Consider the following 25,052-nt stretch of genomic DNA (forward strand, 5'->3'; position numbering starts at 1 on the left):
GCGGTCTGGTTGTCGGGGGCGGCATCACTGAACGGCACGACGAAGACCGATTCGGACGCCTTCCGATCCCAGGGGGCCGAGTACCTGTCCATCTGGGCCCATGGGCGGGCCGACGGCTTCAAAGCGCCGGGCAAGCTGACCGAGGACTGCCGGAACGGCCAGTCCAGGAAGTCCGAGGAAGCCGCGAAATCGCTCAGGGGTTGATGATCACGTGCCCCTTCGCGACGGAGACACGGATGCGGCTGGTCCCGGAGAAGCGCGAGGTGCGCTCACTCGACCGGGAGACGGAACGGCCCCGACAGAATGAGCACGATGCAGACGAAATCCGGACTCCGGCCCAGGCGCGCCGGGTGGTACGCGGGAGCCCTCCTGCTGGTCCTGGCACTTCTGGGGCTCGTCCTCTACGGCACCGGGGTCATCGGCTCGGGAGGCGACGACGACTCCGTGGACCGGGCGTGCGGCGGGACGCTGGCGCAGGGCGGGCTCAGCGCGGCGCTGCACTCGTCGCGGCTGAGCGCGGAGGACCTGGACGACGGCGACTACCTGGCCGCCTGCCGCGTCCGCACCGAGGGATCCGGGGCGAAGCGCGGCTCCCTGGAGGTGAAGCTGCGCTGGAGCACCTCGAAAGCCCCCGACTCGACCCTCGTCTGGTACAACGCGAACTACAACGGCGTCCGGGACCAGGCGGCACCCCTGGGACACGGCTGGTCCGGTGTCGTCCGTCGCGAGAGCGGCACCTACCAGGTCATGGTCGCGCTCGACTGCGTGAACCAGCGGAACAAGGCCCTGGTCGCCTACGGTGACCTGCTCGGGGCGGCGAACAGCACGACCCTGACCGGCCTCGGGCGGGTGACCACCGAGACCGCCCGCGAGGCCGCGGAGAAGCACGGCTGCCAGGTGGAACCAGGCCGACGCGTCACCGGCCTGTCCCCCGACACCATCGGCCGGCCCGACGCGGCCGGGCCGCTGCGGCAGGCCGACGGCTCGTGCGCGGCGCTGCGCGACACGGAGGCCGAGCGGAACGGCACGCCGGACGTCCTGGAGTACCCGGCGGACACCGACACCCCGCAGGTCAACTGCTACCTGGTCACGAAGACCGGAAAGCCGGGCTACGGCCTCTACGCCTACTACGGCGCGTCCGCCAAGGACTTCCTGGCCAGCGAGGAAGCGGCGCTCAAGGCGGCGGCCGGGCCCTACGGCGAGCGCGACTACGCCTGGGCCACCGCGACGTGCCCCCGGTCGGCACAGCCCGCCGTGTTCGCGCTGTACCACCTCTACGACGAGGACACCGAGGGCTACCCCGTCCCGCACTACTCCGCCTCCTTCGCCCGCTCGGCCCTGACGGCCTTCGCCGCCCACGAGGCGAAGCAGCGCGGCTGCGGCAGCGTGCGGATGGTCACCCAGCCCTGACCCCGCGGACGGACGATCACATGAGCCTTATCGACCGCTTCACCGGCACCAAGTACCCCGACCCCTCCGTCCCGCCCCGGCCCACCCAGGAGGTCCGCGCCGCCCTGCTCGCCGTCGGCGGGCCGGACGTGCCCTATGTCGTGCGGGAAGGGGTCGGCGGTGGTGCCGATCTGGTGGCGGAGTGGCGTATCCGGGAGCCCGCCTGGCACGGGTTCTTCGCGCGGGCCGAGGTGAGCCGGTCCCTGGAGACACGGATGCGGCTGGTCCCGGAGAAGCGGGAGGTGCGCGCGCTCGACCGGGAGTGGGAGGTCACCTGGGTCGGCGACAGGCCCAGGCTGAGCCTGTCGGCGGAGTACTCCCGGGGGCAGGTCAGGTCCGTGTCCCGGAGCTGGACGGTCGGGCGGGGGTCCGACGGGAAGATCGGGCTCACGGAGGACTACCGCTTCGACACCGCCGAGATGAAGACGCCCTTGCAGGAGGCGGTTCTCGGCGCCGGGTGGATCTGGCGCGGGGCGCTGTTCAGGCTCTGAGCCGTCGGTCGCGGTCCCAGGTGCGCAGGACAGCGAGGGCGAAGGCGACCCGGGTGTCCAGGCGCCGGGGGTCGTGGCGGTAGGTCCTGCTCAGGCCCCGGTAGTCCAGGACCGTGCCGGTGCCGGGGGCGCGCCAGCGGGTGCGGGCGGGGCGGCCGAAGGTGAAGTCGTCCGGGCTGCCGTCGAAGAAGGAGTACACCGTCGCGCAGAGGACCCACAGGAGCCAGGCCGGGGCGGTGACCACGTAGAGCAGCCAGGCGTACCACGTGCCCGCCTTGCCCGTGACCCGCTGGGACGGGCCGGCGACCTGCGCGGTCCAGCGGGTCCGGCGGGGCCAGGGGAGCAGGCGGCCGGGGCGGCGGGTGACGCGGGCCAGGGGAGTGCCGTCGGACGCGTGGAGGTCGTAGGTGTCCGGGCCCGCGGGGGTGACGGAGCAGAGCGGGCGGTCGTCCGGGGCGGAGTGGATCCGGAACGGGCGTCCGGGCGTACGGGAGGCATAGACCCGGGCCAGCGGTGCGTTCCCGGAGCGGTGGGAGACCGTCGAGACCAGCTCCGCGTCGGAAGCGGGCAGCGGTACCGGGTTGTTCGCCGAGATACGGAAGGCGTACGGGGTGGTGTCGTGCACGGGGCCATCTTGGGCGCCGGTGATCAAGAAGCGGTAGCCGCGGTGCGCCGCACCGGCACTCCGGTTTGACCTACGTCACCTTCGGGGTAATCTCTTCGGCCCGATTGGCACAGGACCTGCCCCGTATGGCAGACTGTCGGAGTTGCTCGGTCGAGTGTTGATGCTGCGCGCCTCCCGCCGGGAGGACCGGAAGCGAGTCCCACAGTACTCGTCGTCCTAACTGCCCTCGGGCAGCGCTGGGGCGGACGTACGGGAATCTTCCGGGAAGTGTGAGCGCGATACCGGCCAGGCGCCCGGTGGGCCCGAGGTCCCCGGTCCGCGGTTCCGGAAGGGCCGTGTCAATCCCGCAGGGATGTTCGGACAAGGGACATTCATGTCAGCGGGAGCGCGACACGCCCGACCGCGTGGGTCGGAGGAGCAAAGGTCACCCAGAAGCAACACCGGGTTCCAGAGCGTTAGAGAGACAGGACTACTGAGTAGCCATGGCGGGACAGAAGATCCGCATCCGGCTCAAGGCCTACGACCACGAGGTCATCGACTCTTCGGCGAAGAAGATCGTCGAGACGGTGACTCGCACTGGTGCGTCGGTCGCGGGCCCGGTGCCGCTGCCCACTGAGAAGAACGTGTACTGCGTCATCAAGTCGCCGCACAAGTACAAGGACTCGCGCGAGCACTTCGAGATGCGCACGCACAAGCGCCTGATCGACATCCTCGACCCGACCCCCAAGACCGTTGACTCTCTGATGCGACTCGACCTGCCGGCCGGTGTCGACATCGAGATCAAGCTCTGAGGCTGGTGGGCTGAGAATGGCTAAGCAGATCAAGGGCATCCTGGGCGAGAAGCTCGGCATGACGCAGGTGTGGGACGAGAACAACCGTGTTGTTCCGGTCACCGTCGTCAAGGCCGGCCCCAACGTCGTGACCCAGGTTCGTACCAACGACGTCGACGGCTACGAGTCGGTCCAGATCGCCTTCGGCGAGATCGACCCGCGCAAGGTGAACAAGCCCCTCAAGGGTCACTTCGCCAAGGCCGACGTCACCCCCCGTCGCCACCTCGTCGAGATCCGCACCGCGGACGCCTCCGAGTACACGCTGGGCCAGGAGATCACCGCTGCGGTGTTCGAGGCCGGCGTGAAGGTCGACGTCACCGGCAAGAGCAAGGGCAAGGGCTTCGCCGGTGTCATGAAGCGTCACAACTTCGGTGGCCTCGGCGCCGGTCACGGCACCCAGCGCAAGCACCGCTCGCCCGGTTCCATCGGTGGCTGCGCCACCCCGGGCCGTGTGTTCAAGGGCCTCCGCATGGCGGGTCGCATGGGCAACGAGCGGGTCACCACCCAGAACCTGACCGTCCACGCCGTTGACGCGGAGAAGGGTCTGCTGCTCATCAAGGGCGCGGTTCCCGGTCCGAACGGCGGCCTCGTCCTGGTCCGCACCGCGGCCAAGGGGGCCTGAGGTAACCGATGAGCACTGTTGACATCCTTTCGCCGGCGGGCGAGAAGGCCGGTTCCGTCGAGCTCCCCGCGGAGATCTTCGACGCCAAGGTCAGCGTCCCGCTGATCCACCAGGTCGTCGTCGCGCAGCTGGCCGCTGCCCGCCAGGGCACGCACAAGACCAAGACCCGCGGTGAAGTCCGTGGTGGCGGCAAGAAGCCGTACCGCCAGAAGGGCACCGGCCGCGCCCGTCAGGGCTCGACCCGCGCGCCGCAGTTCGCCGGTGGTGGCGTCGTGCACGGTCCCGTGCCGCGTGACTACTCGCAGCGGACCCCGAAGAAGATGAAGGCCGCCGCCCTGCGCGGTGCCCTCACCGACCGGGCGCGTCACAACCGCATCCACGTCGTCTCCGGCGTGGTCGAGGGTGACATCTCCACGAAGGCCGCGAAGAGCCTGTTCGGCAAGATCTCGGAGCGCAAGAACCTGCTCCTGGTCGCCGAGCGCTCCGACGAGGCCGCGTGGCTGTCCGCCCGCAACCTGCCCCAGGTCCACATCCTGGAGCCGGGCCAGCTGAACACGTACGACGTTCTCGTCTCGGACGACGTGGTCTTCACCCAGGCCGCTTTCGAGTCCTTCGTCGCCGGCCCGAAGGCCAACGACACCGAAGGGAGCGAGGTCTGATGGCCATCCGTCACCCCGCTATCGCCTCGAAGGCCGCCAAGGCCGCCAAGGCCGCGCGCGTCGCCAAGGCGCGTCGCCACGCCACCGAGGGCAAGAACACCGTCGAGACCCCGCTGAGCAAGTCGTACACGGACCCCCGTGACGTCCTGCTGAAGCCGGTCGTCTCCGAGAAGAGCTACGCGCTCCTCGACGAGAACAAGTACACGTTCATCGTCGACCCGAACGCCAACAAGACCCAGATCAAGCAGGCCGTCCAGGCGGTCTTCGACGTCAAGGTCACCGGGGTCAACACGATCAACCGCCAGGGCAAGCGCAAGCGCACGAAGACCGGCTTCGGTCAGCGTGCCGGCAGCAAGCGCGCGATCGTGACCCTCGCCGAGGGCGACCGTATCGACATCTTCGGCGGTCCGACCGCCTAAGGGCGGTCCGGATCGTCCGATATCGGACGAGGACTGAGAAATGGGAATCCGCAAGTACAAGCCGACTACGCCGGGCCGTCGTGGCGCCAGCGTTGCCGACTTCGTCGAGGTCACGCGGTCCACGCCGGAGAAGTCGCTGGTTCGCCCGCTGCACAGCAAGGGCGGCCGTAACAACGCCGGTCGTGTGACCGTTCGCCACCAGGGTGGCGGACACAAGCGCGCCTACCGAGTGATCGACTTCCGTCGTCACGACAAGGACGGCGTGCCGGCGAAGGTCGCGCACATCGAGTACGACCCCAACCGCACCGCGCGCATCGCGCTGCTGCACTACGCCGACGGCGAGAAGCGCTACATCCTCGCCCCGCGCAACCTGCAGCAGGGCGACACCGTGGAGAACGGTCCCGGGGCCGACATCAAGCCGGGCAACAACCTGGCCCTCCGCAACATCCCGGTCGGTACCACGATCCACGCGATCGAGCTCCGTCCCGGTGGCGGTGCCAAGTTCGCCCGCTCCGCCGGTGCCTCCGTGCAGCTGCTCGCGAAGGAGGGCGCCTACGCCCACCTGCGCATGCCGTCCGGTGAGATCCGTCTGGTCGACGTGCGCTGCCGCGCCACCGTCGGCGAGGTCGGCAACGCCGAGCAGAGCAACATCAACTGGGGCAAGGCGGGCCGCAAGCGGTGGCTGGGCGTTCGCCCGACCGTCCGTGGTGTGGTCATGAACCCGGTGGACCACCCGCACGGTGGTGGTGAGGGCCGGACCTCCGGTGGTCGTCACCCCGTGTCCCCGTGGGGCAAGAAGGAAGGCCGTACTCGTTCGCCCAAGAAGGCGTCGAACAAGTACATCGTCCGCCGCCGCAAGACGAACAAGAAGCGCTAAGGACGGGTTGAGATGCCTCGTAGCTTGAAGAAGGGGCCCTTCGTCGACGACCACCTGATCAAGAAGGTGGACGCCCAGAACGATGCCGGCACCAAGAACGTCATCAAGACCTGGTCCCGTCGCTCGATGATCGTCCCGGCCATGCTCGGCCACACGATCGCGGTGCACAACGGCAAGACCCACATCCCGGTGTTCGTCACCGAGTCGATGGTCGGCCACAAGCTCGGCGAGTTCTCGCCGACGCGCACCTTCCGGGGTCACGTCAAGGAAGACCGGAAGTCGAAGCGCCGCTAGTAGCGGATCGCATTCAGACACGTAAGTAACTCTGAAGGGACAACCATGGAAGCCAGGGCACAGGCGCGGTACATCCGCGTGACGCCCATGAAGGCCCGCCGTGTGGTGGACCTCATCCGTGGCATGAACGCCACGGAGGCCCAGGCTGTTCTGCGATTCGCTCCGCAGGCAGCCTCCGTGCCCGTCGGCAAGGTGCTCGACAGCGCCATCGCCAACGCCGCGCACAACTACGACCACACCGATGTCGACAGCCTCTTCGTTTCCGAGGCCTACGTCGACGAGGGCCCGACCCTGAAGCGGTTCCGGCCGCGCGCCCAGGGCCGTGCCTACCGGATCCGCAAGCGGACCAGCCACATCACCGTGGTCGTCAGCAGCAAGGAAGGAACCCGGTAATGGGCCAGAAGGTAAACCCGCACGGGTTCCGGCTCGGTGTCACGACCGACTTCAAGTCGCGTTGGTACGCCGACAAGCTGTACAAGGACTACGTCAAGGAAGACGTCGCCATCCGTCGGATGATGACGTCCGGCATGGAGCGCGCCGGCATCTCCAAGGTGGAGATCGAGCGCACCCGTGACCGCGTCCGCGTGGACATCCACACCGCTCGCCCGGGCATCGTCATCGGCCGCCGCGGCGCCGAGGCCGACCGCATCCGCGGTGACCTGGAGAAGCTGACCGGCAAGCAGGTCCAGCTCAACATCCTCGAGGTCAAGAACCCGGAGACGGACGCTCAGCTGGTGGCCCAGGCCGTCGCCGAGCAGCTGTCCTCCCGCGTCTCCTTCCGTCGGGCCATGCGCAAGAGCATGCAGTCCGCCATGAAGGCCGGCGCCAAGGGCATCAAGATCCAGTGCGGTGGCCGCCTCGGCGGCGCCGAGATGTCCCGCTCGGAGTTCTACCGCGAGGGCCGTGTGCCCCTGCACACGCTCCGCGCGAACGTGGACTACGGCTTCTTCGAGGCCAAGACGACCTTCGGCCGCATCGGCGTGAAGGTCTGGATCTACAAGGGCGACGTCAAGAACATCGCCGAGGTCCGCGCCGAGAACGCTGCCGCCCGTGCGGGTAACCGCCCGGCCCGCGGTGGCGCCGACCGCCCGGCCCGTGGTGGCCGCGGTGGCGAGCGGCGCGGTCGCAAGCCGCAGCAGGCTGCTGGTGCCGAGGCCCCCAAGGCCGAGGCCCCCGCGGCTGCCGCTCCGGCTGAGAGCACCGGAACGGAGGCCTGACCGAAATGCTGATCCCCCGTAGGGTCAAGCACCGCAAGCAGCACCACCCGAAGCGCAACGGTATGTCCAAGGGTGGAACGCAGGTTGCGTTCGGCGAGTACGGCATCCAGGCGCTGACCCCGGCCTACGTCACGAACCGCCAGATCGAGGCGGCCCGTATCGCGATGACCCGCCACATCAAGCGTGGCGGCAAGGTCTGGATCAACATCTACCCGGACCGTCCCCTCACCAAGAAGCCCGCCGAGACCCGCATGGGTTCCGGTAAGGGTTCTCCGGAGTGGTGGATCGCGAACGTCAAGCCCGGACGTGTGATGTTCGAGCTGTCGTACCCCAACGAAAAGATCGCCCGTGAGGCGCTGACCCGTGCGGCCCACAAGCTGCCGATGAAGTGCCGGATCGTCAAGCGCGAGGCAGGTGAAGCGTGATGTCGGCCGGTACCAAGGCGTCCGAGCTGCGCGAGCTGGGCAACGAGGAGCTTCTGGGCAAGCTCCGCGAGGCCAAGGAAGAGCTGTTCAACCTCCGCTTCCAGGCGGCCACGGGTCAGCTCGAAAACCACGGCCGGCTGAAGGCCGTCCGTAAGGACATCGCGCGGATCTACACCCTGATGCGCGAGCGCGAGCTGGGCATCGAAACGGTGGAGAACGCATGAGCGAGAACAACGTGACTGAGCAGAACACCGAGGCGCGCGGCTTCCGCAAGACCCGTGAGGGCCTCGTCGTCAGCGACAAGATGGACAAGACCGTCGTCGTCGCCGTCGAGGACCGCGTCAAGCACGCGCTGTACGGCAAGGTCATCCGCCGTACGAACAAGCTCAAGGCGCACGACGAGCAGAACGCCGCGGGTGTCGGCGACCGCGTCCTCCTGATGGAGACCCGGCCGCTGTCCGCGACGAAGCGCTGGCGCGTCGTCGAGATCCTCGAGAAGGCCAAGTAATTCCTGCGGGGCTAACCCCGCAGGTCAGTTCCGCCAGGCTCGGCAGGGGTTCCGGGAAGGAACCCCTGCCGGGAACCGGCAGACGATCAGGAGATAGACGTGATCCAGCAGGAGTCGCGACTGCGTGTCGCCGACAACACTGGTGCGAAGGAGATCCTTTGCATCCGTGTGCTCGGTGGCTCCGGTCGCCGCTACGCGGGCATCGGTGACGTCATCGTCGCCACCGTCAAGGACGCGATCCCCGGTGGCAACGTGAAGAAGGGTGACGTCGTCAAGGCGGTCATCGTTCGCACCGTCAAGGAGCGCCGCCGTCCGGACGGCTCGTACATCCGCTTCGACGAGAACGCCGCCGTCATTCTGAAGAACGACGGCGACCCTCGCGGCACCCGCATCTTCGGCCCGGTCGGCCGTGAGCTGCGCGAGAAGAAGTTCATGAAGATCATCTCGCTCGCGCCGGAGGTGCTGTAAGCATGAAGATCAAGAAGGGCGACCTGGTCCAGGTCATCACCGGCAAGGACAAGGGCAAGCAGGGCAAGGTCATTGCCGCTTACCCGCGCGAGGAGCGCGTCCTGGTCGAGGGTGTCAACCGGGTCAAGAAGCACACCAAGGCCGGTCCGACCGCCAGCGGTTCCCAGGCCGGCGGCATCGTGACCACCGAGGCGCCGATCCACGTCTCCAACGTCCAGCTGGTCGTGGAGAAGGACGGCAAGAAGGTCGTCACGCGTGTCGGCTACCGCTTCGACGAAGAGGGCAACAAGATCCGCGTTGCCAAGCGGACGGGTGAGGACATCTGATGGCTACCACCACCACTCCGCGTCTGAAGCAGAAGTACCGCGAGGAGATCGCGGGCAAGCTGCGTGACGAGTTCAAGTACGAGAACGTCATGCAGGTTCCCGGCCTCGTCAAGATCGTGGTCAACATGGGTGTCGGCGACGCCGCCCGTGACTCGAAGCTGATCGAGGGCGCGATCCGCGACCTGACCACCATCACCGGTCAGAAGCCGGCCGTCACCAAGGCCCGCAAGTCCATCGCGCAGTTCAAGCTGCGCGAGGGCCAGCCGATCGGTGCCCACGTCACGCTCCGTGGCGACCGCATGTGGGAGTTCCTGGACCGCACCCTGTCGCTCGCGCTGCCGCGCATCCGCGACTTCCGCGGCCTGTCCCCCAAGCAGTTCGACGGCCGTGGCAACTACACCTTCGGTCTCACGGAGCAGGTCATGTTCCACGAGATCGACCAGGACAAGATCGACCGCGTCCGGGGTATGGACATCACCGTGGTGACCACGGCGACCAACGACGAAGAGGGCCGTGCCCTTCTCCGTCACCTCGGCTTCCCGTTCAAGGAGGCGTGAGCGAGATGGCGAAGAAGGCTCTCATCGCGAAGGCTGCTCGCAAGCCCAAGTTCGGTGTGCGTGGCTACACCCGCTGCCAGCGCTGCGGTCGTCCGCACTCCGTGTACCGCAAGTTCGGCCTGTGCCGCGTGTGCCTCCGTGAGATGGCTCACCGTGGCGAGCTGCCGGGCGTGACCAAGAGCTCCTGGTAATCCCCTCATTTAGGGATTCTGGGACCTCTCGGTAAGCAACCGGGACGGCAGGGCCCGAACCACCGATGCCGTAGGCTGGTGGGGTTGGGCTCTGCCGCCCTGAACGACTTACTACGCCGTAGGTCCCCGCGCCGCACCCGTCCCGTCTGCAGAAGTACGGGGAGAGGGATGGCGCATATAGGAAACCCCGGCGAGAAAGGCCACAGGCCAATTCATGACCATGACTGATCCGATCGCAGACATGCTGACGCGTCTGCGGAACGCGAACTCGGCGTACCACGACTCGGTGTCGATGCCGCACTCCAAGATCAAGTCTCACATCGCGGAGATCCTCCAGCAGGAGGGCTTCATCACGGGCTGGAAGGTCGAGGACGCCGAGGTCGGCAAGAACCTCGTCCTGGAGCTGAAGTTCGGCCCCAACCGTGAGCGCTCCATCGCGGGCATCAAGCGGATCTCCAAGCCCGGTCTCCGGGTCTACGCGAAGTCCACCAACCTGCCGAAGGTGCTGGGCGGCCTCGGCGTGGCGATCATCTCCACGTCGCACGGGCTCCTCACCGACAAGCAGGCCGGCAAGAAGGGCGTGGGTGGGGAAGTCCTCGCCTACGTCTGGTAGCAGAAGGGAACGGAGGAAACAGCTATGTCGCGCATCGGCAAGCTCCCCATCGCGGTTCCCGCCGGCGTGGACGTCACCATCGACGGCCGTACGGTGAAGGTCAAGGGCCCCAAGGGCGAACTGACCCACACCATTGCGGCTCCGATCGACATCGCTAAGGGCGAGGACGGCACCCTCCAGGTGCTGCGCCCGAACGACGAGCGTCAGAGCAAGGCCCTGCACGGCCTCTCCCGCACGCTGGTGGCGAACATGATCACCGGCGTGACCCAGGGTTACGTGAAGAAGCTCGAGATCAGCGGTGTCGGTTACCGAGTGACCGCCAAGGGTTCCAACCTGGAGTTCGCTCTCGGTTACAGCCACCCGATCGTGGTCGAGGCCCCCGAGGGCATCACCTTCAAGGTGGAGACCCCGACCCGTTTCTCGGTCGAGGGCATCGACAAGCAGAAGGTCGGCGAGGTTGCGGCCAACATCCGCAAGCTGCGCAAGCCCGACCCGTACAAGGCCAAGGGTGTCAAGTACGAGGGCGAAGTCATCCGCCGCAAGGTCGGAAAGGCGGGTAAGTAAGCCATGGCATACGGGCAGAAGATCCTCAAGGGCGACGCCTACAAGCGCGCCGCGATCAAGCGCCGTCACATCCGGATCCGCAAGCGGATCGCCGGTACGGCGGAGCGCCCCCGTCTGGTCGTGACCCGCTCCAACCGCCACATCGTGGCGCAGGTGATCGACGACCTGAAGGGCCACACCCTGGCGTCGGCGTCCACCCTGGACGCGTCGATCCGCGGTGCCGAGGGCGACAAGTCCGCGCAGGCCAAGCAGGTCGGCGCCCTGGTCGCCGAGCGCGCCAAGGCCGCCGGTGTCGAGGCCGTCGTGTTCGACCGTGGTGGCAACCAGTACGCCGGCCGCATCGCGGCCCTGGCGGACGCCGCCCGCGAAGCCGGGCTCAAGTTCTGAGCCGCTTGTAGCTAGCGGAAAGAGAGAGGTAATCCAATGGCTGGACCCCAGCGCCGCGGAAGCGGTGCCGGTGGCGGCGAGCGGCGGGACCGGAAGGGCCGTGACGGCGGCGCTGCTGCCGCCGAGAAGACCGCGTACGTTGAGCGCGTCGTCGCGATCAACCGCGTCGCCAAGGTTGTGAAGGGTGGTCGTCGCTTCAGCTTCACCGCGCTGGTCGTGGTGGGCGACGGTGACGGCACCGTGGGTGTCGGTTACGGCAAGGCCAAGGAGGTGCCGGCCGCCATCGCCAAGGGCGTTGAGGAGGCCAAGAAGCACTTCTTCAAGGTCCCGCGTATCCAGGGCACCATCCCGCACCCGATCCAGGGTGAGAAGGCCGCCGGCGTCGTGCTGCTCAAGCCCGCGTCCCCCGGTACCGGTGTTATCGCCGGTGGTCCGGTGCGTGCCGTGCTCGAGTGCGCCGGTATCCACGACGTGCTGTCGAAGTCGCTCGGCTCCGACAACGCCATCAACATCGTGCACGCGACCGTGGAGGCCCTGAAGGGCCTGCAGCGTCCCGAGGAGATCGCGGCCCGCCGTGGTCTGCCGCTCGAGGACGTCGCTCCCGCGGCTCTGCTGCGTGCGCGTGCCGGGGCGGGTGCGTAATCATGGCTCAGCTCAAGATCACGCAGGTCAAGTCCTACATCGGCAGCAAGCAGAACCACCGTGACACCCTGCGCTCCCTTGGTCTCAAGGGCATCAACACGCAGGTCGTCAAGGAGGACCGCCCCGAGTTCCGCGGCATGGTGCACACCGTCCGCCACCTCGTGACGGTCGAGGAGGTCGACTGATCATGGCGGAGCAGAACCCGCTCAAGATCCACAACCTCCGTCCCGCCCCGGGCGCCAAGACCGCCAAGACCCGTGTCGGTCGTGGTGAGGCGTCGAAGGGTAAGACGGCCGGTCGTGGTACCAAGGGCACCAAGGCCCGCTACCAGGTTCCGGAGCGCTTCGAGGGTGGCCAGATGCCGCTCCACATGCGCCTCCCGAAGCTGAAGGGCTTCAAGAACCCGTTCAAGACCGAGTACCAGGTCGTGAACCTCGACAAGCTGGCCGCGCTCTACCCGGAGGGTGGCGAGGTCACCGTCGAGTCGCTGGTGGCCAAGGGCGCCGTTCGCAAGAACAGCCTCGTCAAGGTCCTCGGCCAGGGCGAGATCTCCGTGGCGCTGCAGGTGACGGTCGACGCCGTCTCCGGCTCCGCCAAGGAGAAGATCACCGCCGCCGGCGGCACGGTCACCGAGCTCGTCTGAGTCCCTCGGACGCAGCGTCGATGACGTAAACGATCCCGACCGGGGATACCTCACAATGAGGTATCCCCGGTTGGTCGTTCCTAGGGGGGCATGGTCGCCGGTAAGGTGGCCTGCACTGTTCTCTTTCGTATTCGTCGAACCTCAGACCGTCACCCTTGACGCAGTTGCGCGGGGGTCGCAGGAGGCACCGTGCTCACCGCGTTCGCCCGGGCGTTCAGGACGCCCGACCTGCGCAAGAAGCTGCTCTTCACGCTGGGCATCATCGTGGTCTACCGGGTCGGTACCCACATCCCGATCCCCAACGTCAACTACCAGGCCGTCCAGCAGTGTGTGAAGGAGGCCGGCGCCAACCAGGGCCTGTTCGGCCTCGTGAACATGTTCAGCGGCGGCGCGCTGCTCCAGATCACGGTCTTCGCGCTCGGCATCATGCCGTACATCACCGCCAGCATCATCCTTCAGCTGCTGACCGTGGTGATCCCGCGCCTGGAGGCCCTGAAGAAGGAGGGCCAGGCCGGCACGGCGAAGATCACGCAGTACACCCGCTACCTGACCGTGGCGCTCGCCATCCTCCAGGGCACCGGCCTGGTGGCCACCGCCCGCAGCGGCGCGCTCTTCAACGGTTGCTCGGTCGCCACGAGCATCGTCGATGACCAGGCGATCTTCGCGACCATCACGATGGTCATCTGCATGACCGCCGGTACCGCCCTGGTGATGTGGCTCGGTGAGCTGATCACCGACCGCGGCATCGGCAACGGCATGTCGATCCTCATGTTCATCTCGATCGCCGCGACCTTCCCGTCCGCGCTGTGGGCCATCAAGAAGCAGGGCTCGCTGGCGGGCGGCTGGATCGAGTTCGGCACCGTCATCGCGGTCGGCCTGGTCATGGTCGCGCTCGTCGTCTTCGTCGAGCAGGCCCAGCGCCGCATCCCGGTGCAGTACGCGAAGCGGATGATCGGCCGCCGGTCCTACGGCGGTACGTCCACGTACATCCCGCTCAAGGTGAACCAGGCGGGTGTGATTCCCGTCATCTTCGCCTCCTCGCTGCTCTACATCCCGGCGCTCGTGGCGCAGTTCGCGGGAGGCAACTCGGGCTGGAAGACCTGGATCGAGCAGAACCTCACCAAGGGCGACCACCCGATTTACATCACTTCGTACTTCTTGCTCATCGTTTTCTTCGCGTTCTTCTACGTCGCTATCTCCTTCAACCCCGAGGAAGTAGCCGACAACATGAAGAAGTATGGTGGCTTCATCCCGGGCATCCGGGCTGGCCGACCGACCGCTGAGTACCTGAGCTACGTGCTCAACCGGATCACCTGGCCGGGTTCGCTGTATCTGGGTCTGATCGCTCTCGTACCGACAATGGCGTTGGTGGGCTTTGGGGCAAGCCAGAACTTCCCCTTCGGCGGGACCAGCATCCTCATCATCGTGGGTGTGGGCCTCGAGACGGTGAAGCAGATCGAGAGCCAGCTCCAGCAGCGCAATTACGAAGGGTTCCTCCGCTGATGCGTATCGTCCTCGTCGGGCCGCCGGGTGCCGGTAAGGGAACGCAGGCCGTCCGGCTCGCAGAGAAGCTGGGCATCCCGCACATCTCCACGGGCGACCTGTTCCGCGCCAACATCAGCCGGCAGACGGAGCTGGGCAAGCTCGCCAAGTCCTACATGGACGCCGGCAACCTCGTCCCCGACGAGGTGACCATCGCGATGGCCAAGGACCGCATGGAGCAGCAGGACGCGGAGAAGGGCTTCCTGCTGGACGGCTTCCCGCGCAACGTCTCGCAGGCGGAGGCCCTGGACCAGCTGCTGCGGGACGAGCAGATGACGCTGGACGCCGTCCTCGACCTGGAGGTCCCCGAGGACGAGGTCGTCAAGCGGATCGCCGGCCGGCGCATCTGCCGCAACGACTCCTCGCACGTCTTCCACGTGACCTACAGCCCGCCCAAGCAGGAGGGCGTCTGCGACGTCTGCGGCGGCGAGCTGTACCAGCGCGACGACGACTCCGAGGACACCGTCCGCAAGCGGCTCGAGGTCTACCACACGCAGACCGAGCCGATCATCGACTACTACAAGGCACAGGAGCTGGTCGTGACGATCTCCTCCCTGGGGCCGGTGGACGAGATCACGCAGCGGGCGCTGGAGGCCCTCAAGCGCGAGAAGGCCGAGAAGTAGATCCCGGCCCTTCCGGCCGCGGTGCCCTCCCCGGGCGCCGCGGCCGTACTGTTGTACAGGTACCCCAGTCGATGTGAGTGACGGAGAGCGCAGGCCCCCCATGGTGCAGATCAAGACCCCCGAGCAGATCGCGAAGATGCGGGCGGCGGGCCTGGTCGTAGCCGCCATCCACGCGGCCACGCGCGAGGCCGCGGTGCCCGGCGCGACCACCCGGGACCTGGACGAGGTGGCCCGCAAGGTCCTCGCCGAGCACGGCGCCAAGTCGAACTTCCTCGGCTACGGCGGCTTCCCGGCCACCATCTGCACCTCCGTGAACGACGTGGTCGTGCACGGCATCCCCTCCGACGACGTCGTCCTGAAGGACGGCGACATCATCTCCATCGACTGCGGCGCCATCGTCGACGGCTGGCACGGTGACGCGGCCTACACGGCCTTCGTCGGCTCCGGTCACTCCCCGGAGCTGATCGAGCTGTCCCGGGTGACCGAGGAGTCGATGTGGGCCGGCATCGCGGCCATGAAGCAGGGCAACCGCCTGGTCGACATCTCCCGGGCGATCGAGACCTACATCCGCCGCCAGCCCAAGCCCGGCGGCGGCCGCTACGGCATCATCGAGGACTACGGCGGCCACGGCATCGGCACCGAGATGCACATGGACCCGCACCTGCTGAACTACGTCGACCGGCGCCGCGGCAAGGGCCCCAAGCTGGTCCCCGGCTTCTGCCTGGCCATCGAGCCGATGGTCTCCCTCGGCACCCCGAAGACCGAGGTCCTGTCCGACGACTGGACGGTCATCACGACCGACGGCACCTGGTCCTCCCACTGGGAGCACTCCGTCGCCCTGACCGAGCAGGGACCGCTGGTGCTCACGGCTCCCGACGGGGGCAAGGCGAAGCTGGCGGAGTACGGCGTCACGGCGGCTCCCGACCCGCTCGCGTAAGGATCACCCCGATGGGGCAGACTTCCTCGATTCGCCTTTCCGGGTGCGCCGACGTAGACTGACTCGTCGGCTCTTGTGCACCCGCATGCCTGCATGCTCACAATCGGTGCACGGCGGAGTCGATCAAGGTAGTCGATTCGAAGGGCGAAGCGTGGCCAAGAAGCAAGGTGCCATCGAGATCGAGGGCACTGTCGTCGAGTCTCTGCCGAACGCCATGTTCAAGGTCGAGCTCCAGAACGGCCACCAGGTCCTGGCACACATCAGCGGCAAGATGCGTATGCACTACATCCGCATCCTCCCTGACGACCGGGTCGTGGTGGAGCTGTCTCCGTACGACCTGACGCGTGGCCGGATCGTCTACCGGTACAAGTAGATCTTGCCCGCGCTTCGGGCCCGCCCGGAGCGATGGCACTGACCCGGAGAACCTCACCCCATGAAGGTCAAGCCGAGCGTCAAGAAGATCTGCGACAAGTGCAGGGTGATCCGCCGTCACGGCCGGGTCATGGTCATCTGCGAGAACCCGCGCCACAAGCAGCGCCAGGGCTGACGCACGACCGTTTCCCTCTGCACCTCTATCGCAGAGTTTCGCGCGACGCGAGCTGAATATGTTCATACGCAGGACCCGAGCCATCCAGCTCGATACCCCCGGTTCGGAGGCCGGGGACCCGGTTCGTACCTGGTACGGCGGCCGGGAGCCGGTTCTGCGGAAGACCTCCGAAGAATCACCAGGAGCCATTGAATGGCACGCGTTTCCGGTGTTGACATCCCGCGCGAAAAGCGCGTGGAGGTCGCCCTCACCTACGTGTTCGGCATCGGCCGGACCCTCTCCAAGGAGACGCTGGCTGCGACCGGCGTCGACCCGAACACCCGCGTCCGCGACCTGACGGAAGAGCAGCTCGTCGCGATCCGCGAGTACGTCGACAACAACATCAAGACCGAGGGTGACCTCCGTCGCGAGATCCAGGCCGACATCCGCCGCAAGGTCGAGATCGGCTGCTACCAGGGTCTCCGTCACCGTCGCGGTCTGCCCGTCCGCGGTCAGCGCACCAGCACCAACGCCCGTACCCGCAAGGGCCCGCGTCGCGCCATCGCCGGCAAGAAGAAGCCGGGCAAGAAGTAGTCCGCAGCGGACGCCTGTCCACGGTCTTCGCTGTAGGACCGACCACCTCCCGTAGGAGTTATTAGATGCCCCCCAAGGGTCGTCAGGGCGCTGCCAAGAAGGTGCGCCGCAAGGAAAAGAAGAACGTCGCTCACGGCCACGCGCACATCAAGAGCACGTTCAACAACACGATCGTCTCGATCACGGACCCGTCCGGCAACGTGATCTCCTGGGCCTCCGCCGGCCACGTCGGCTTCAAGGGCTCCCGGAAGTCCACGCCGTTCGCCGCGCAGATGGCCGCCGAGTCGGCCGCCCGCCGCGCCCAGGAGCACGGCATGCGCAAGGTCGACGTGTTCGTGAAGGGCCCGGGCTCCGGTCGCGAGACCGCGATCCGTTCCCTCCAGGCCACGGGTCTCGAGGTCGGCTCCATCCAGGACGTCACCCCGACCCCGCACAACGGCTGCCGCCCGCCGAAGCGCCGTCGCGTCTGACGCTCGCTTCGACTGGCTGGGTTCCGGGCGGTACGGCTCTTCGGGGTCGTGCCGCCCGTACCCTTGCAGTACCCGCGCTTTTCCCGGGCGCGGTCTCCGTCGGACGTCAAATAGCGGGCGTCCACGAAAGAAGGATCTGATCCACACATGCTGATCGCTCAGCGTCCCTCGTTGACCGAAGAGGTCGTCGACGAGTTCCGCTCCCGGTTCGTGATCGAGCCGCTGGAGCCGGGCTTCGGCTACACCCTCGGCAACTCCCTGCGCCGTACGCTCCTCTCCTCGATCCCGGGTGCCGCCGTCACCTCGATCCGGATCGACGGTGTCCTGCACGAGTTCACCACCGTGCCGGGCGTCAAGGAGGACGTCACCGACCTGATCCTCAACATCAAGCAGCTGGTCGTCTCCTCGGAGCACGACGAGCCGGTCGTGATGTACCTGCGCAAGCAGGGCCCGGGTCTGGTCACCGCCGCCGACATCGCGCCCCCGGCCGGTGTCGAGGTGCACAACCCCGACCTCGTCCTCGCCACGCTCAACGGCAAGGGCAAGCTGGAGATGGAGCTGACCGTCGAGCGCGGTCGCGGCTACGTCTCCGCCGTGCAGAACAAGCAGGTGGGCCAGGAGATCGGCCGTATCCCGGTCGACTCGATCTACTCGCCGGTGCTGAAGGTCACGTACAAGGTCGAGGCCACGCGTGTCGAGCAGCGCACCGACTTCGACAAGCTGATCGTCGACGTCGAGACCAAGCAGGCGATGCGTCCGCGTGACGCCATGGCCTCCGCCGGCAAGACCCTGGTCGAGCTGTTCGGTCTCGCCCGCGAGCTGAACATCGACGCCGAGGGCATCGACATGGGCCCGTCCCCGACGGACGCCGCCCTGGCCGCGGACCTGGCGCTGCCGATCGAGGAGCTCGAGCTCACCGTTCGGTCGTACAACTGCCTCAAGCGCGAGGGCATCCACTCCGTGGGTGAGCTGGTCGCGCGCAGCGAGGCCGACCTGCTGGACATCCGCAACTTCGGTGCGAAGTCCATCGACGAGGTCAAGGCGAAGCTGGCCGGCATGGGCCTGGCCCTGAAGGACAGCCCGCCCGGATTCGACCCCACGGCCGCCGCGGACGCCTTCGGCGCCGACGACGACGCGGACGCGGGTTTCGTGGAGACCGAGCAGTACTGAGTCTCTGCTTCCGGGGTTCGCGTCAGCGGACCCCGGATCTCTGACAGGCGACCGCCTGCTCAGATACTGACCCCGGTACCTGATACGGCCGGGGCAGACACCTAGGAGAAGAACCATGCCGAAGCCCACCAAGGGTGCCCGTCTGGGCGGCAGCGCCGCGCACGAGAAGCTGCTCCTCGCGAACCTCGCGAAGAGCCTCTTCGAGCACGGCAAGATCACCACCACCGAGGCCAAGGCCCGCCGCCTGCGCCCGTACGCCGAGCGTCTGATCACCAAGGCGAAGAAGGGTGACCTTCACAACCGCCGCCAGGTGCTTCAGGTGATCACGGACAAGAGCGTCGTCCACACGCTCTTCACCGAGATCGGCCCGCGCTACGAGAACCGCCCCGGTGGTTACACCCGCATCACCAAGATCGGTAACCGCCGTGGCGACAACGCGCCCATGGCCGTCATCGAGCTGGTCGAGGCGCTGACGGTGCAGCAGAACGCCGTGGGCGAGGCCGAGGCCGCGACCAAGCGTGCGGTCAAGGAGGCCGAGGAGGCCAAGGCCGAGGAGACCAAGGTCGAGGAGACCGAGGCTCCGGCCGAGGAGTCCAAGGACGCCTGAGGCTCTGCCTGAACGCGGGAAGCGGGCCCACCCTTAGGGGTGGGCCCGCTTTCGCGTTTTTCCCTACGGCACAGCCCTGAGAGGATCTGCACGTGAGTGACGAAGTGCAGCCCGGTTACGTTCGTGTCCGTCTCGATCTGTCCTACGACGGTTCCGCCTTCCACGGCTGGGCCAAGCAGGCCGGGGGCCGGCGGACCGTGCAGGGGGAGATCGAGGACGCCCTGCGGACGGTCACGCGGTCCAAGGAGACGTACGAGCTGACCGTGGCCGGTCGCACCGATGCCGGGGTGCACGCCAGGGGGCAGGTGGCGCACGTCGATCTGCCCGAGGAGCTGTGGCGCGAGCACCACCAGAAGCTGCTGAAGCGGCTGGCCGGCCGGCTGCCGAAGGACGTCCGGGTGTGGGCGCTGCGCAAGGCGCCGAGCGGGTTCAACGCGCGGTTCTCGGCGGTGTGGCGGCGCTATGCCTACCGGGTCACCGACAATCCCGGGGGAGTGGATCCGCTGCTGCGAGGCCACGTGCTGTGGCACGACTGGCCGCTCGACGTGGACGCCATGAACGAGGCCGCGCGGGCGCTGCTCGGGGAGCACGACTTCGCCGCCTACTGCAAGAAGCGCGAAGGCGCGACCACCATCCGTACCCTCCAGGAGCTGAGCCTGGTGCGGGGCGAGGACGGGATCATCACCGCGACCGTGCGGGCGGACGCGTTCTGCCACAACATGGTGCGCTCGCTGATCGGCGCGCTGCTGTTCGTCGGGGACGGCCACCGGGGGCCGGAGTGGCCGGGGAAGGTGCTGGCGGCGGGCGTACGGGACTCCGCGGTGCATGTCGTACGGCCGCACGGGCTGACGCTGGAGGAGGTCGGCTACCCGGCCGACGAGCTGCTGGCGGCCCGGAGCAAGGAGGCCCGGAACAAGCGGTCGCTTCCCGGACTTCCGGGATGCGAAACCTGTTAGTTACGTCGCATTTCACGTCTCTTACGCCCCATATCCGGACTTGAGGGGCGTATTAGCCCTTACCGACTCTTACGCGTTTCATACGTCTCGGATACAGTTGCGCGACCCGGCCACACGTTCGATGAAGAGGCCGGGATTGGCTGGGGGGTCGACGGGTCGGTAAGGCCCGGGGTGGGACAACGGAATGACTTCAGTGGATTCCGTGCGGGCCGGGGGGCGTCGCGCGGCACGGCAGAGCGGTGGGCGGCGACGGGCCGGGCGGGGCGGAACGGCCGCGCTCGGACTGCTGCCGCTCCCGCCGACGGACAAGGAGAAGTACTCCTACGCGCGACGGCACCTGTGGATCCTGACGATCAGCTCGCTGATCAGCTTCTGCTGCCTGGTGCTGAGCCAGTTCAAGCTGGCGGCGTCCACACCGGTGCTGTGGATCTACACGCCGCTGCTCGCCTTCACGGTGATCTACTACCTGGTGTCGTTGCGGGTGAACGGCTTCACCCGGGACTTCGACATCGCCCACCACCGGCGGCTGGTGCAGAACTGGCGGCCCGGGGTGTATCCGACCGTGGACGTGTTCCTGCCGGTGTGCGGTGAGCCCATCGAGGTGCTGCACAACACCTGGCGGCATGTGCGGGCGATGGCCGACCGGTACCCCGGGGTCTGTGTGCCGTTCGTGCTGGACGACGGCGCGAGCCCCGAACTGGCGGCGATGGCCCGGGACTTCGGCTTCCGCTACGGCACCCGGGAGAACCGGGGCTGGTTCAAGAAGGCCGGCAACCTGCACTTCGGCTTCGCCCAGTCCGACGGTGAGTACATCCTCATCCTGGACGCCGACTTCACCCCGCGCGCCGATCTGCTGGAGGAACTGCTGCCGTACATGGACGACGATCCGCGGATCGGCATCGTCCAGTCCCCGCAGTACTTCCGGGTGCTCGACTCGCAGAACTGGATCGAGCGCGGCGCGGGCGCGGTGCAGGAGCTGTTCTACCGCTCCGTGCAGGTCTCCCGGCAGGGCAGCGACGGCGCCATCTGCGTCGGCTCCTGCGCGATCTACCGGCGGGCGGCGCTGGAGACCAACGGCGGCACCACGCTGATCGAGCACTCCGAGGACGTGCACACCGGGTTCGATCTGCGCGGGCTCGGCTGGGACCTCCGGTACGTCCCGGTCGCGGTGTCCACCGGGGTCTGCCCGGACAGCGCGGGCGCCTTCTTCAACCAGCAGTACCGCTGGTGCTCGGGCTCGATGAGCCTGCTCGGCAGCCGTAAGTTCTGGCAGGCGAAGATCAAGCTGTCCAGCCGGCTGTGCTACATGTCCGGCTTCTTCTACTACATCCACACCGCGCTGTTCACCTTCGCGGCCCCGGTCATCCCGATCGTGCTGCTGCTGGTCATGCCGGACAAGCTCAAGGTCGAGCACCTGCTGCTGGTGCTGCCCAGCATCCTCTACACCACGATCGTCTTCCCGATGTGGCACCGGGCGCCCTACCGCCTGGAGGCCTGGGCGACCCGGATGATGTACGGCTGGGCGCACGTCTTCGCCATCTGGGACATCCTGCGCAAGAACCGCATGGGCTGGCAGCCGACCGGCTCCTCCGGTGCCAAGAAGAACAAGACGCGGCGGTTCTGGATCGGCATGTGGGCGTGGAGCGGTGGCACGGCGCTGGTGTGGGTCACCGCGGCGGTGTACCGGACGTTCACCATGAACGCCCCGGACTTCGCCCTGATCCTGTCCTCGGGGCTGTTCTACGCGCTGGTCGTCGGCCGGGTGCTGGTGCAGCCGCGGTCCGGGGCGGAGGCCGCCTGATGCGACTGAGGGAACGATTCCGCATGTCCGGCGCGGCCTTGGCCTGCGTTCTGGCCGGCGTCCTCGCGCTCGGCGGCTGCTCACTGTTCGGCGACGACTCCGGGGGCTCCTCGGAGTCCGGCGGCGGGTCCGCCCCGCGCTCCTCGGCGAGCCCCCAGGACATCCCCTACGACGTCACCCCCCTGATCAAGCCGGCGAAGAAGTACTACGGGGCCGCCGTGCCGGGCGCGCCGATCTCCATGAAGAACATCGACGCGTACACGGCGAAGACCGGCAAGCAGCCCAACCTCATCGAGTACTACGCCGCCTGGGGCGACGGCTTCGACGCCACCGGTGTGCGCAACGCCTGGGCCGAGGGCGCCCTGACACTGATGTCCTGGGAGCCCTTCGACACCTCCCTCGCCGACATCGCGGCGGGCAGGTCGGACGCGTACATCAAGGAGTACGCGACCGCCGTGCGCAAGCTGAACCTGCCCGTGGTGATGGACTTCGCGGACGAGTTCAACGGCCACTGGGAGAAGTGGGGCACGCACGACGCGACCCCGGCCCAGTACGTGGCCGCCTGGCGCCACATCCACCAGACCTTCGTCGACGTCGGCGCCACCAACGTCATCTGGGCCTGGGCGCCCAACATCGTCAACCCGGTGAAGAACGTACGGCTCAAGCCGTACTACCCGGGTGACGCCTATGTGGACTGGATCGGTCTGGTCGGTTACTTCACGATCGGCCAGGACAACGCCTTCGACAGCGTCTTCGGGCCGACCCGCGACGAGATCCGCACCTTCACCAGGAAACCGATGCTGCTGCTGGAGACCGCGGCCATGCCCGGCGAGCGGCGGCGGGCCGATGTCCGCAACCTGTTCGCGGGCGTCACGGCCGACGACGACATGCTCGGTTTCATCTGGTTCGACTACAAAAAGCGCGCCGACTGGCGGCTGGAGGCGAGCCCGCTGGCGCTGACGGAGTTCAAGCGCCTGGCCGCCGACGACCGTTTCGGCTTCGACGTACGGAAGCCGTCATGACCTCTCGTCCCGAGTACTACACCCCGCAGCCCTACGACCCGTACGCCGAGGAGGAGCAGCAGGGCGGCTGGTTCAACTCCGACGGCTACCTCCCGCACCGGCCGCAGGGCCACGAGGTCCCGCAGGGCTACCACCAGGCCCCCCAGGGGTACGACACCCCGCAGGACTACGGGGTCGCACACGGGCACCCGGTCCCTCAGGAGTACGACACCGCGCAGGGCTACCACCAGGTCCCCCAGGGGTACGACAGCCCGCAGGGCTACCACCAGGTCCCTCAGGAGTACGACACCGCGCAGGGCCACCACCAGGTCCCCCAGGAGTACGGCATACCCGAGGGGTACGGGTACGACCCCGGGGCCCACGCCCACCAGCAGCCCGCCGGTCAGCCGGCGTACCCCGGGCAGACCGCCGAGGAAGAGCCGGCCGCGCCCGCCGAGCCCGGGTACCACGTGCCCGAGACGCCCGAGGTCGGCTGGGACATGGCCGCAAGCCGGCGGCGCGCCTGGGTCAGCCGGGCCGTGCTGCTGTGCGTGCTGGCCGTCCAGGCCGTGCTCTCGCTGCGCCTGGCCAACACCGCGTTCCAGGACGAGGCCCTCTACCTCGCCGCCGGCCACGCCGAGCTCCAGCACCTGCTGCACGGCACCCCGCTGCCCATCGACTACGCGGCCTACTTCTCCGGCTCGCCGCAGCTGTACCCGGTGCTCGCCGCCGCCGTGGACGACGTGCTCGGGCTCACCGGGGCGCGCCTGCTGAGCCTGGCGTTCATGCTGGGCACCACCGGACTGCTGTACTCCTTCACCCGGCGGCTGTTCAACGAGCGGGCCGCGCTGGCCGGCGCCGCCCTGTTCGCCGTGGTGCAGTCCACGGTCGTCATGGGCTACTTCGCCACCTACGACGCCGCCGCGGTGTTCCTGCTGGCCCTCGCCACCTGGATCGTCGTACGCACCGACCGGGCGCCGGTGGCCGCCGTACTGCTCGCCGTCCCCGTCGCCGTCCTCGCCGTCGGCGTGAAGTACGCGGCGGGCCTGTACCTGCCGACCATCGTCGTGCTCGCGCTGCTCACCGGCTGGCCGCACCAGGGGCGCAAGGCGTTCCTGCGGATGCTGCTGTTCGCGCTCGGCATCGGCGCGCTGCTGGCGGCCGGCATGTACGGCACCGACCTGATGGCCGGTGTGCGGCAGACCACCACCGACCGGGACCACGGCTCCGACAGCACCGCCTTCCTGCTCCAGCGGTCCGGCGAGTGGGGCGGGCTGATGTTCCTCACCGCCGTCGGCGGCGCGGTCTCCTATGTGCGGCGCAGCCGGATGAACGAGTCCCCGGCCGCCCAGCGGCTCGGCAACCCCGGATGGCGCTGGCGGGCGCTGCTCGGACTGGTGCTGTGCGGCACCGCGCTGCTCGCGCCCGCCTACCAGATCCACCTGGGCACCGTCGTCTCGCTGTTCAAGCACGTCGGCTTCGGCCTGCTGTTCGCCGCGCCGATGGCCGGGGTGGGCGTCACCCGGCTGATCGGCGCCCACTTCCGCTACCCCCAGCTCGGCATCATGCTGTGGACCGCGACGCTCTGCCTCGGCATCTCGCAGGCGGACTGGCGCTTCGGCGTCTGGCCCGACTCCTCGAAGATGATCCGGGTCATCGACTCCCACGTGGACCGCAAGGGCCACTACCTCGCCTCCACCCCCGAGGTGCCCGTCTACTACCTGCGGGACAAGACCAGCCACCGGCAGTGGCAGGGCGTGTTCGCCCTGGAGTACACGGACAAGAAGGGCACGTACCACCAGGGCGACGAGGCCTACCGGGCGGCGCTGCGCGACGGCGAGTTCGACCTGATCGTCCTGGACGGCCTCACCAACCCCCGGGTGGACACCGTGGTCGCGGACGCGGTCAAGGGCAACCCGCACTACCGGCTCCTGGCCGACCTGCCCTTCCGCAACTCCAGCGGCACCGGTCACTACCGCATCTGGACCAAGACCTCCTGACCGCAGGTCCGAAGCGAG

At 67.8% G+C, this 25,052-nt stretch carries 37 protein-coding genes; 36 read left to right on the top strand and 1 reads right to left on the bottom strand.

Annotated features, from left to right (window positions below):
- The first annotated feature begins 312 nt into the window (after positions 1-312).
- Together IE251_RS00355 and IE251_RS00360 are read left to right on the top strand one after the other, a co-directional pair.
- A complete protein-coding gene (locus tag IE251_RS00355) occupies positions 313-1,410 on the top strand; it encodes a hypothetical protein (RefSeq protein WP_189750911.1) in 1,098 nt (365 codons plus the stop codon).
- Positions 1,411-1,430: 20 nt separating this feature from the next.
- Positions 1,431-1,940 carry a hypothetical protein gene (locus IE251_RS00360; protein ID WP_189750912.1) on the top strand — a complete coding sequence of 170 codons (510 nt, stop codon included), beginning with the start codon at positions 1,431-1,433 and terminating at the stop codon, positions 1,938-1,940.
- On the opposite strand, the gene IE251_RS00365 is transcribed toward IE251_RS00360, so the two are convergent.
- A complete protein-coding gene (locus IE251_RS00365; RefSeq protein WP_189750913.1) occupies positions 1,930-2,565 on the bottom strand; it encodes a hypothetical protein in 636 nt (211 codons plus the stop codon). The genes IE251_RS00360 and IE251_RS00365 overlap by 11 nt on opposite strands.
- A 482-nt stretch (positions 2,566-3,047) precedes the next feature.
- Here IE251_RS00365 and rpsJ point away from each other — a divergent pair, with 482 nt between their 5' ends.
- The 34 genes from rpsJ (at position 3,048) to IE251_RS00535 (ending at position 25,034) form a co-directional block, all read left to right on the top strand.
- Positions 3,048-3,356, top strand: coding sequence for a 30S ribosomal protein S10 (gene rpsJ, locus IE251_RS00370; RefSeq protein ID WP_003948644.1), 309 nt, complete (start codon positions 3,048-3,050; stop codon positions 3,354-3,356).
- 16 nt (positions 3,357-3,372) lie between these two features.
- Positions 3,373-4,017 (top strand): 50S ribosomal protein L3, encoded by a 645-nt coding sequence (gene rplC, locus IE251_RS00375; protein WP_030601213.1) that lies wholly within the window; start codon positions 3,373-3,375, stop codon positions 4,015-4,017.
- A gap of 8 nt (positions 4,018-4,025) precedes the next feature.
- Positions 4,026-4,676: a 50S ribosomal protein L4 gene (gene rplD, locus IE251_RS00380; protein WP_189750914.1), complete on the top strand. Its 651-nt coding sequence runs from the start codon at positions 4,026-4,028 to the stop codon at positions 4,674-4,676.
- Positions 4,676-5,095 carry a 50S ribosomal protein L23 gene (gene rplW / locus IE251_RS00385; protein ID WP_030601206.1) on the top strand — a complete coding sequence of 140 codons (420 nt, stop codon included), beginning with the start codon at positions 4,676-4,678 and terminating at the stop codon, positions 5,093-5,095. Before rplD ends, rplW begins: the two co-directional genes overlap by 1 nt.
- A gap of 40 nt (positions 5,096-5,135) precedes the next feature.
- Complete coding sequence (gene rplB, locus IE251_RS00390; RefSeq protein ID WP_030601203.1) at positions 5,136-5,972, top strand: 50S ribosomal protein L2; 837 nt, start codon at positions 5,136-5,138, stop codon at positions 5,970-5,972.
- A gap of 12 nt (positions 5,973-5,984) precedes the next feature.
- On the top strand, positions 5,985-6,266 hold the full coding sequence (rpsS, locus tag IE251_RS00395) for a 30S ribosomal protein S19 (protein WP_030601199.1): 282 nt from the start codon (positions 5,985-5,987) through the stop codon (positions 6,264-6,266).
- Between the two features lie 45 nt (positions 6,267-6,311).
- On the top strand, positions 6,312-6,659 hold the full coding sequence (gene rplV, locus IE251_RS00400; RefSeq protein ID WP_030601197.1) for a 50S ribosomal protein L22: 348 nt from the start codon (positions 6,312-6,314) through the stop codon (positions 6,657-6,659).
- Positions 6,659-7,483, top strand: a complete 825-nt coding sequence (rpsC, locus tag IE251_RS00405) for a 30S ribosomal protein S3 (RefSeq protein WP_010036723.1) — start codon at positions 6,659-6,661, stop codon at positions 7,481-7,483. The genes rplV and rpsC overlap by 1 nt, the downstream gene beginning before the upstream one ends.
- Positions 7,484-7,488: 5 nt before the next feature.
- Positions 7,489-7,908 (top strand): 50S ribosomal protein L16, encoded by a 420-nt coding sequence (rplP, locus tag IE251_RS00410; RefSeq protein WP_009190136.1) that lies wholly within the window; start codon positions 7,489-7,491, stop codon positions 7,906-7,908.
- Positions 7,908-8,132, top strand: coding sequence for a 50S ribosomal protein L29 (gene rpmC / locus IE251_RS00415; RefSeq protein WP_018564811.1), 225 nt, complete (start codon positions 7,908-7,910; stop codon positions 8,130-8,132). Before rplP ends, rpmC begins: the two co-directional genes overlap by 1 nt.
- Positions 8,129-8,416: a 30S ribosomal protein S17 gene (rpsQ, locus tag IE251_RS00420; protein ID WP_020941675.1), complete on the top strand. Its 288-nt coding sequence runs from the start codon at positions 8,129-8,131 to the stop codon at positions 8,414-8,416. Before rpmC ends, rpsQ begins: the two co-directional genes overlap by 4 nt.
- Positions 8,417-8,515: 99 nt before the next feature.
- Positions 8,516-8,884, top strand: a complete 369-nt coding sequence (rplN, locus tag IE251_RS00425; RefSeq protein ID WP_003998823.1) for a 50S ribosomal protein L14 — start codon at positions 8,516-8,518, stop codon at positions 8,882-8,884.
- A 2-nt stretch (positions 8,885-8,886) separates the two neighbouring features.
- Entirely contained in the window at positions 8,887-9,210 is a 324-nt protein-coding gene (gene rplX / locus IE251_RS00430; protein ID WP_030601194.1) for a 50S ribosomal protein L24, read from the top strand.
- The gene (rplE, locus tag IE251_RS00435) at positions 9,210-9,767 is read left to right on the top strand and encodes a 50S ribosomal protein L5 (protein ID WP_030345436.1); all 558 of its coding nucleotides are present in this window, start codon (positions 9,210-9,212) and stop codon (positions 9,765-9,767) included. Before rplX ends, rplE begins: the two co-directional genes overlap by 1 nt.
- Positions 9,768-9,772: 5 nt before the next feature.
- A complete protein-coding gene (locus tag IE251_RS00440; protein ID WP_003948630.1) occupies positions 9,773-9,958 on the top strand; it encodes a type Z 30S ribosomal protein S14 in 186 nt (61 codons plus the stop codon).
- 214 nt (positions 9,959-10,172) lie between these two features.
- Entirely contained in the window at positions 10,173-10,571 is a 399-nt protein-coding gene (gene rpsH / locus IE251_RS00445; RefSeq protein WP_014674378.1) for a 30S ribosomal protein S8, read from the top strand.
- A 24-nt stretch (positions 10,572-10,595) separates the two neighbouring features.
- The gene (gene rplF / locus IE251_RS00450) at positions 10,596-11,135 is read left to right on the top strand and encodes a 50S ribosomal protein L6 (protein ID WP_030778519.1); all 540 of its coding nucleotides are present in this window, start codon (positions 10,596-10,598) and stop codon (positions 11,133-11,135) included.
- 3 nt (positions 11,136-11,138) lie between these two features.
- Complete coding sequence (gene rplR, locus IE251_RS00455) at positions 11,139-11,522, top strand: 50S ribosomal protein L18 (RefSeq protein ID WP_030601188.1); 384 nt, start codon at positions 11,139-11,141, stop codon at positions 11,520-11,522.
- A gap of 36 nt (positions 11,523-11,558) precedes the next feature.
- Positions 11,559-12,164 carry a 30S ribosomal protein S5 gene (gene rpsE, locus IE251_RS00460; RefSeq protein ID WP_019753099.1) on the top strand — a complete coding sequence of 202 codons (606 nt, stop codon included), beginning with the start codon at positions 11,559-11,561 and terminating at the stop codon, positions 12,162-12,164.
- A 2-nt stretch (positions 12,165-12,166) separates the two neighbouring features.
- Complete coding sequence (rpmD, locus tag IE251_RS00465) at positions 12,167-12,349, top strand: 50S ribosomal protein L30 (protein ID WP_003974250.1); 183 nt, start codon at positions 12,167-12,169, stop codon at positions 12,347-12,349.
- A 2-nt stretch (positions 12,350-12,351) separates the two neighbouring features.
- Positions 12,352-12,807, top strand: a complete 456-nt coding sequence (gene rplO / locus IE251_RS00470) for a 50S ribosomal protein L15 (protein WP_095748086.1) — start codon at positions 12,352-12,354, stop codon at positions 12,805-12,807.
- Positions 12,808-12,996: 189 nt separating this feature from the next.
- The gene (gene secY, locus IE251_RS00475; RefSeq protein ID WP_189750915.1) at positions 12,997-14,310 is read left to right on the top strand and encodes a preprotein translocase subunit SecY; all 1,314 of its coding nucleotides are present in this window, start codon (positions 12,997-12,999) and stop codon (positions 14,308-14,310) included.
- Positions 14,310-14,972, top strand: a complete 663-nt coding sequence (locus tag IE251_RS00480; protein WP_189750916.1) for an adenylate kinase — start codon at positions 14,310-14,312, stop codon at positions 14,970-14,972. The genes secY and IE251_RS00480 overlap by 1 nt, the downstream gene beginning before the upstream one ends.
- Positions 14,973-15,072: 100 nt before the next feature.
- Complete coding sequence (gene map / locus IE251_RS00485) at positions 15,073-15,909, top strand: type I methionyl aminopeptidase (protein WP_189750917.1); 837 nt, start codon at positions 15,073-15,075, stop codon at positions 15,907-15,909.
- Positions 15,910-16,060: 151 nt separating this feature from the next.
- Positions 16,061-16,282, top strand: a complete 222-nt coding sequence (gene infA / locus IE251_RS00490) for a translation initiation factor IF-1 (RefSeq protein WP_003948620.1) — start codon at positions 16,061-16,063, stop codon at positions 16,280-16,282.
- Between the two features lie 60 nt (positions 16,283-16,342).
- The gene (gene rpmJ, locus IE251_RS00495) at positions 16,343-16,456 is read left to right on the top strand and encodes a 50S ribosomal protein L36 (protein WP_003998809.1); all 114 of its coding nucleotides are present in this window, start codon (positions 16,343-16,345) and stop codon (positions 16,454-16,456) included.
- Between the two features lie 192 nt (positions 16,457-16,648).
- Positions 16,649-17,029: a 30S ribosomal protein S13 gene (rpsM, locus tag IE251_RS00500; RefSeq protein WP_023547369.1), complete on the top strand. Its 381-nt coding sequence runs from the start codon at positions 16,649-16,651 to the stop codon at positions 17,027-17,029.
- Positions 17,030-17,094: 65 nt separating this feature from the next.
- Complete coding sequence (rpsK, locus tag IE251_RS00505; RefSeq protein WP_003956432.1) at positions 17,095-17,499, top strand: 30S ribosomal protein S11; 405 nt, start codon at positions 17,095-17,097, stop codon at positions 17,497-17,499.
- A gap of 147 nt (positions 17,500-17,646) precedes the next feature.
- A complete protein-coding gene (locus IE251_RS00510) occupies positions 17,647-18,669 on the top strand; it encodes a DNA-directed RNA polymerase subunit alpha (RefSeq protein WP_003966937.1) in 1,023 nt (340 codons plus the stop codon).
- 115 nt (positions 18,670-18,784) lie between these two features.
- Positions 18,785-19,276 carry a 50S ribosomal protein L17 gene (rplQ, locus tag IE251_RS00515; RefSeq protein WP_189750918.1) on the top strand — a complete coding sequence of 164 codons (492 nt, stop codon included), beginning with the start codon at positions 18,785-18,787 and terminating at the stop codon, positions 19,274-19,276.
- A gap of 92 nt (positions 19,277-19,368) precedes the next feature.
- A complete protein-coding gene (gene truA / locus IE251_RS00520; RefSeq protein ID WP_189750919.1) occupies positions 19,369-20,232 on the top strand; it encodes a tRNA pseudouridine(38-40) synthase TruA in 864 nt (287 codons plus the stop codon).
- A 382-nt stretch (positions 20,233-20,614) separates the two neighbouring features.
- A complete protein-coding gene (locus IE251_RS00525; RefSeq protein ID WP_189751279.1) occupies positions 20,615-22,033 on the top strand; it encodes a glycosyltransferase family 2 protein in 1,419 nt (472 codons plus the stop codon).
- Positions 22,033-23,055, top strand: coding sequence for a glycoside hydrolase family 26 protein (locus IE251_RS00530; RefSeq protein WP_189750920.1), 1,023 nt, complete (start codon positions 22,033-22,035; stop codon positions 23,053-23,055). Before IE251_RS00525 ends, IE251_RS00530 begins: the two co-directional genes overlap by 1 nt.
- Positions 23,052-25,034, top strand: coding sequence for an ArnT family glycosyltransferase (locus IE251_RS00535; RefSeq protein WP_189750921.1), 1,983 nt, complete (start codon positions 23,052-23,054; stop codon positions 25,032-25,034). The genes IE251_RS00530 and IE251_RS00535 overlap by 4 nt, the downstream gene beginning before the upstream one ends.
- Positions 25,035-25,052: the final 18 nt, after the last annotated feature.

It is taken from the genome of Streptomyces eurythermus (assembly GCF_014649115.1).
Classification (GTDB): Bacteria; Actinomycetota; Actinomycetes; order Streptomycetales; family Streptomycetaceae; genus Streptomyces; species Streptomyces eurythermus.

Coding starts and splice junctions, on each gene's coding strand:
- IE251_RS00355 (WP_189750911.1), top strand. CDS start 313: ATGCAGACGAAATCCGGACTCCGGCCCAGGCGCGCCGGGTGGTACGCG.
- IE251_RS00360 (WP_189750912.1), top strand. CDS start 1,431: ATGAGCCTTATCGACCGCTTCACCGGCACCAAGTACCCCGACCCCTCC.
- rpsJ (WP_003948644.1), top strand. CDS start 3,048: ATGGCGGGACAGAAGATCCGCATCCGGCTCAAGGCCTACGACCACGAG.
- rplC (WP_030601213.1), top strand. CDS start 3,373: ATGGCTAAGCAGATCAAGGGCATCCTGGGCGAGAAGCTCGGCATGACG.
- rplD (WP_189750914.1), top strand. CDS start 4,026: ATGAGCACTGTTGACATCCTTTCGCCGGCGGGCGAGAAGGCCGGTTCC.
- rplW (WP_030601206.1), top strand. CDS start 4,676: ATGGCCATCCGTCACCCCGCTATCGCCTCGAAGGCCGCCAAGGCCGCC.
- rplB (WP_030601203.1), top strand. CDS start 5,136: ATGGGAATCCGCAAGTACAAGCCGACTACGCCGGGCCGTCGTGGCGCC.
- rpsS (WP_030601199.1), top strand. CDS start 5,985: ATGCCTCGTAGCTTGAAGAAGGGGCCCTTCGTCGACGACCACCTGATC.
- rplV (WP_030601197.1), top strand. CDS start 6,312: ATGGAAGCCAGGGCACAGGCGCGGTACATCCGCGTGACGCCCATGAAG.
- rpsC (WP_010036723.1), top strand. CDS start 6,659: ATGGGCCAGAAGGTAAACCCGCACGGGTTCCGGCTCGGTGTCACGACC.
- rplP (WP_009190136.1), top strand. CDS start 7,489: ATGCTGATCCCCCGTAGGGTCAAGCACCGCAAGCAGCACCACCCGAAG.
- rpmC (WP_018564811.1), top strand. CDS start 7,908: ATGTCGGCCGGTACCAAGGCGTCCGAGCTGCGCGAGCTGGGCAACGAG.
- rpsQ (WP_020941675.1), top strand. CDS start 8,129: ATGAGCGAGAACAACGTGACTGAGCAGAACACCGAGGCGCGCGGCTTC.
- rplX (WP_030601194.1), top strand. CDS start 8,887: ATGAAGATCAAGAAGGGCGACCTGGTCCAGGTCATCACCGGCAAGGAC.
- rplE (WP_030345436.1), top strand. CDS start 9,210: ATGGCTACCACCACCACTCCGCGTCTGAAGCAGAAGTACCGCGAGGAG.
- IE251_RS00440 (WP_003948630.1), top strand. CDS start 9,773: ATGGCGAAGAAGGCTCTCATCGCGAAGGCTGCTCGCAAGCCCAAGTTC.
- rpsH (WP_014674378.1), top strand. CDS start 10,173: ATGACCATGACTGATCCGATCGCAGACATGCTGACGCGTCTGCGGAAC.
- rplF (WP_030778519.1), top strand. CDS start 10,596: ATGTCGCGCATCGGCAAGCTCCCCATCGCGGTTCCCGCCGGCGTGGAC.
- rplR (WP_030601188.1), top strand. CDS start 11,139: ATGGCATACGGGCAGAAGATCCTCAAGGGCGACGCCTACAAGCGCGCC.
- rpsE (WP_019753099.1), top strand. CDS start 11,559: ATGGCTGGACCCCAGCGCCGCGGAAGCGGTGCCGGTGGCGGCGAGCGG.
- rpmD (WP_003974250.1), top strand. CDS start 12,167: ATGGCTCAGCTCAAGATCACGCAGGTCAAGTCCTACATCGGCAGCAAG.
- rplO (WP_095748086.1), top strand. CDS start 12,352: ATGGCGGAGCAGAACCCGCTCAAGATCCACAACCTCCGTCCCGCCCCG.
- IE251_RS00480 (WP_189750916.1), top strand. CDS start 14,310: ATGCGTATCGTCCTCGTCGGGCCGCCGGGTGCCGGTAAGGGAACGCAG.
- map (WP_189750917.1), top strand. CDS start 15,073: ATGGTGCAGATCAAGACCCCCGAGCAGATCGCGAAGATGCGGGCGGCG.
- rpmJ (WP_003998809.1), top strand. CDS start 16,343: ATGAAGGTCAAGCCGAGCGTCAAGAAGATCTGCGACAAGTGCAGGGTG.
- rpsM (WP_023547369.1), top strand. CDS start 16,649: ATGGCACGCGTTTCCGGTGTTGACATCCCGCGCGAAAAGCGCGTGGAG.
- rpsK (WP_003956432.1), top strand. CDS start 17,095: ATGCCCCCCAAGGGTCGTCAGGGCGCTGCCAAGAAGGTGCGCCGCAAG.
- IE251_RS00510 (WP_003966937.1), top strand. CDS start 17,647: ATGCTGATCGCTCAGCGTCCCTCGTTGACCGAAGAGGTCGTCGACGAG.
- rplQ (WP_189750918.1), top strand. CDS start 18,785: ATGCCGAAGCCCACCAAGGGTGCCCGTCTGGGCGGCAGCGCCGCGCAC.
- IE251_RS00530 (WP_189750920.1), top strand. CDS start 22,033: ATGCGACTGAGGGAACGATTCCGCATGTCCGGCGCGGCCTTGGCCTGC.
- IE251_RS00535 (WP_189750921.1), top strand. CDS start 23,052: ATGACCTCTCGTCCCGAGTACTACACCCCGCAGCCCTACGACCCGTAC.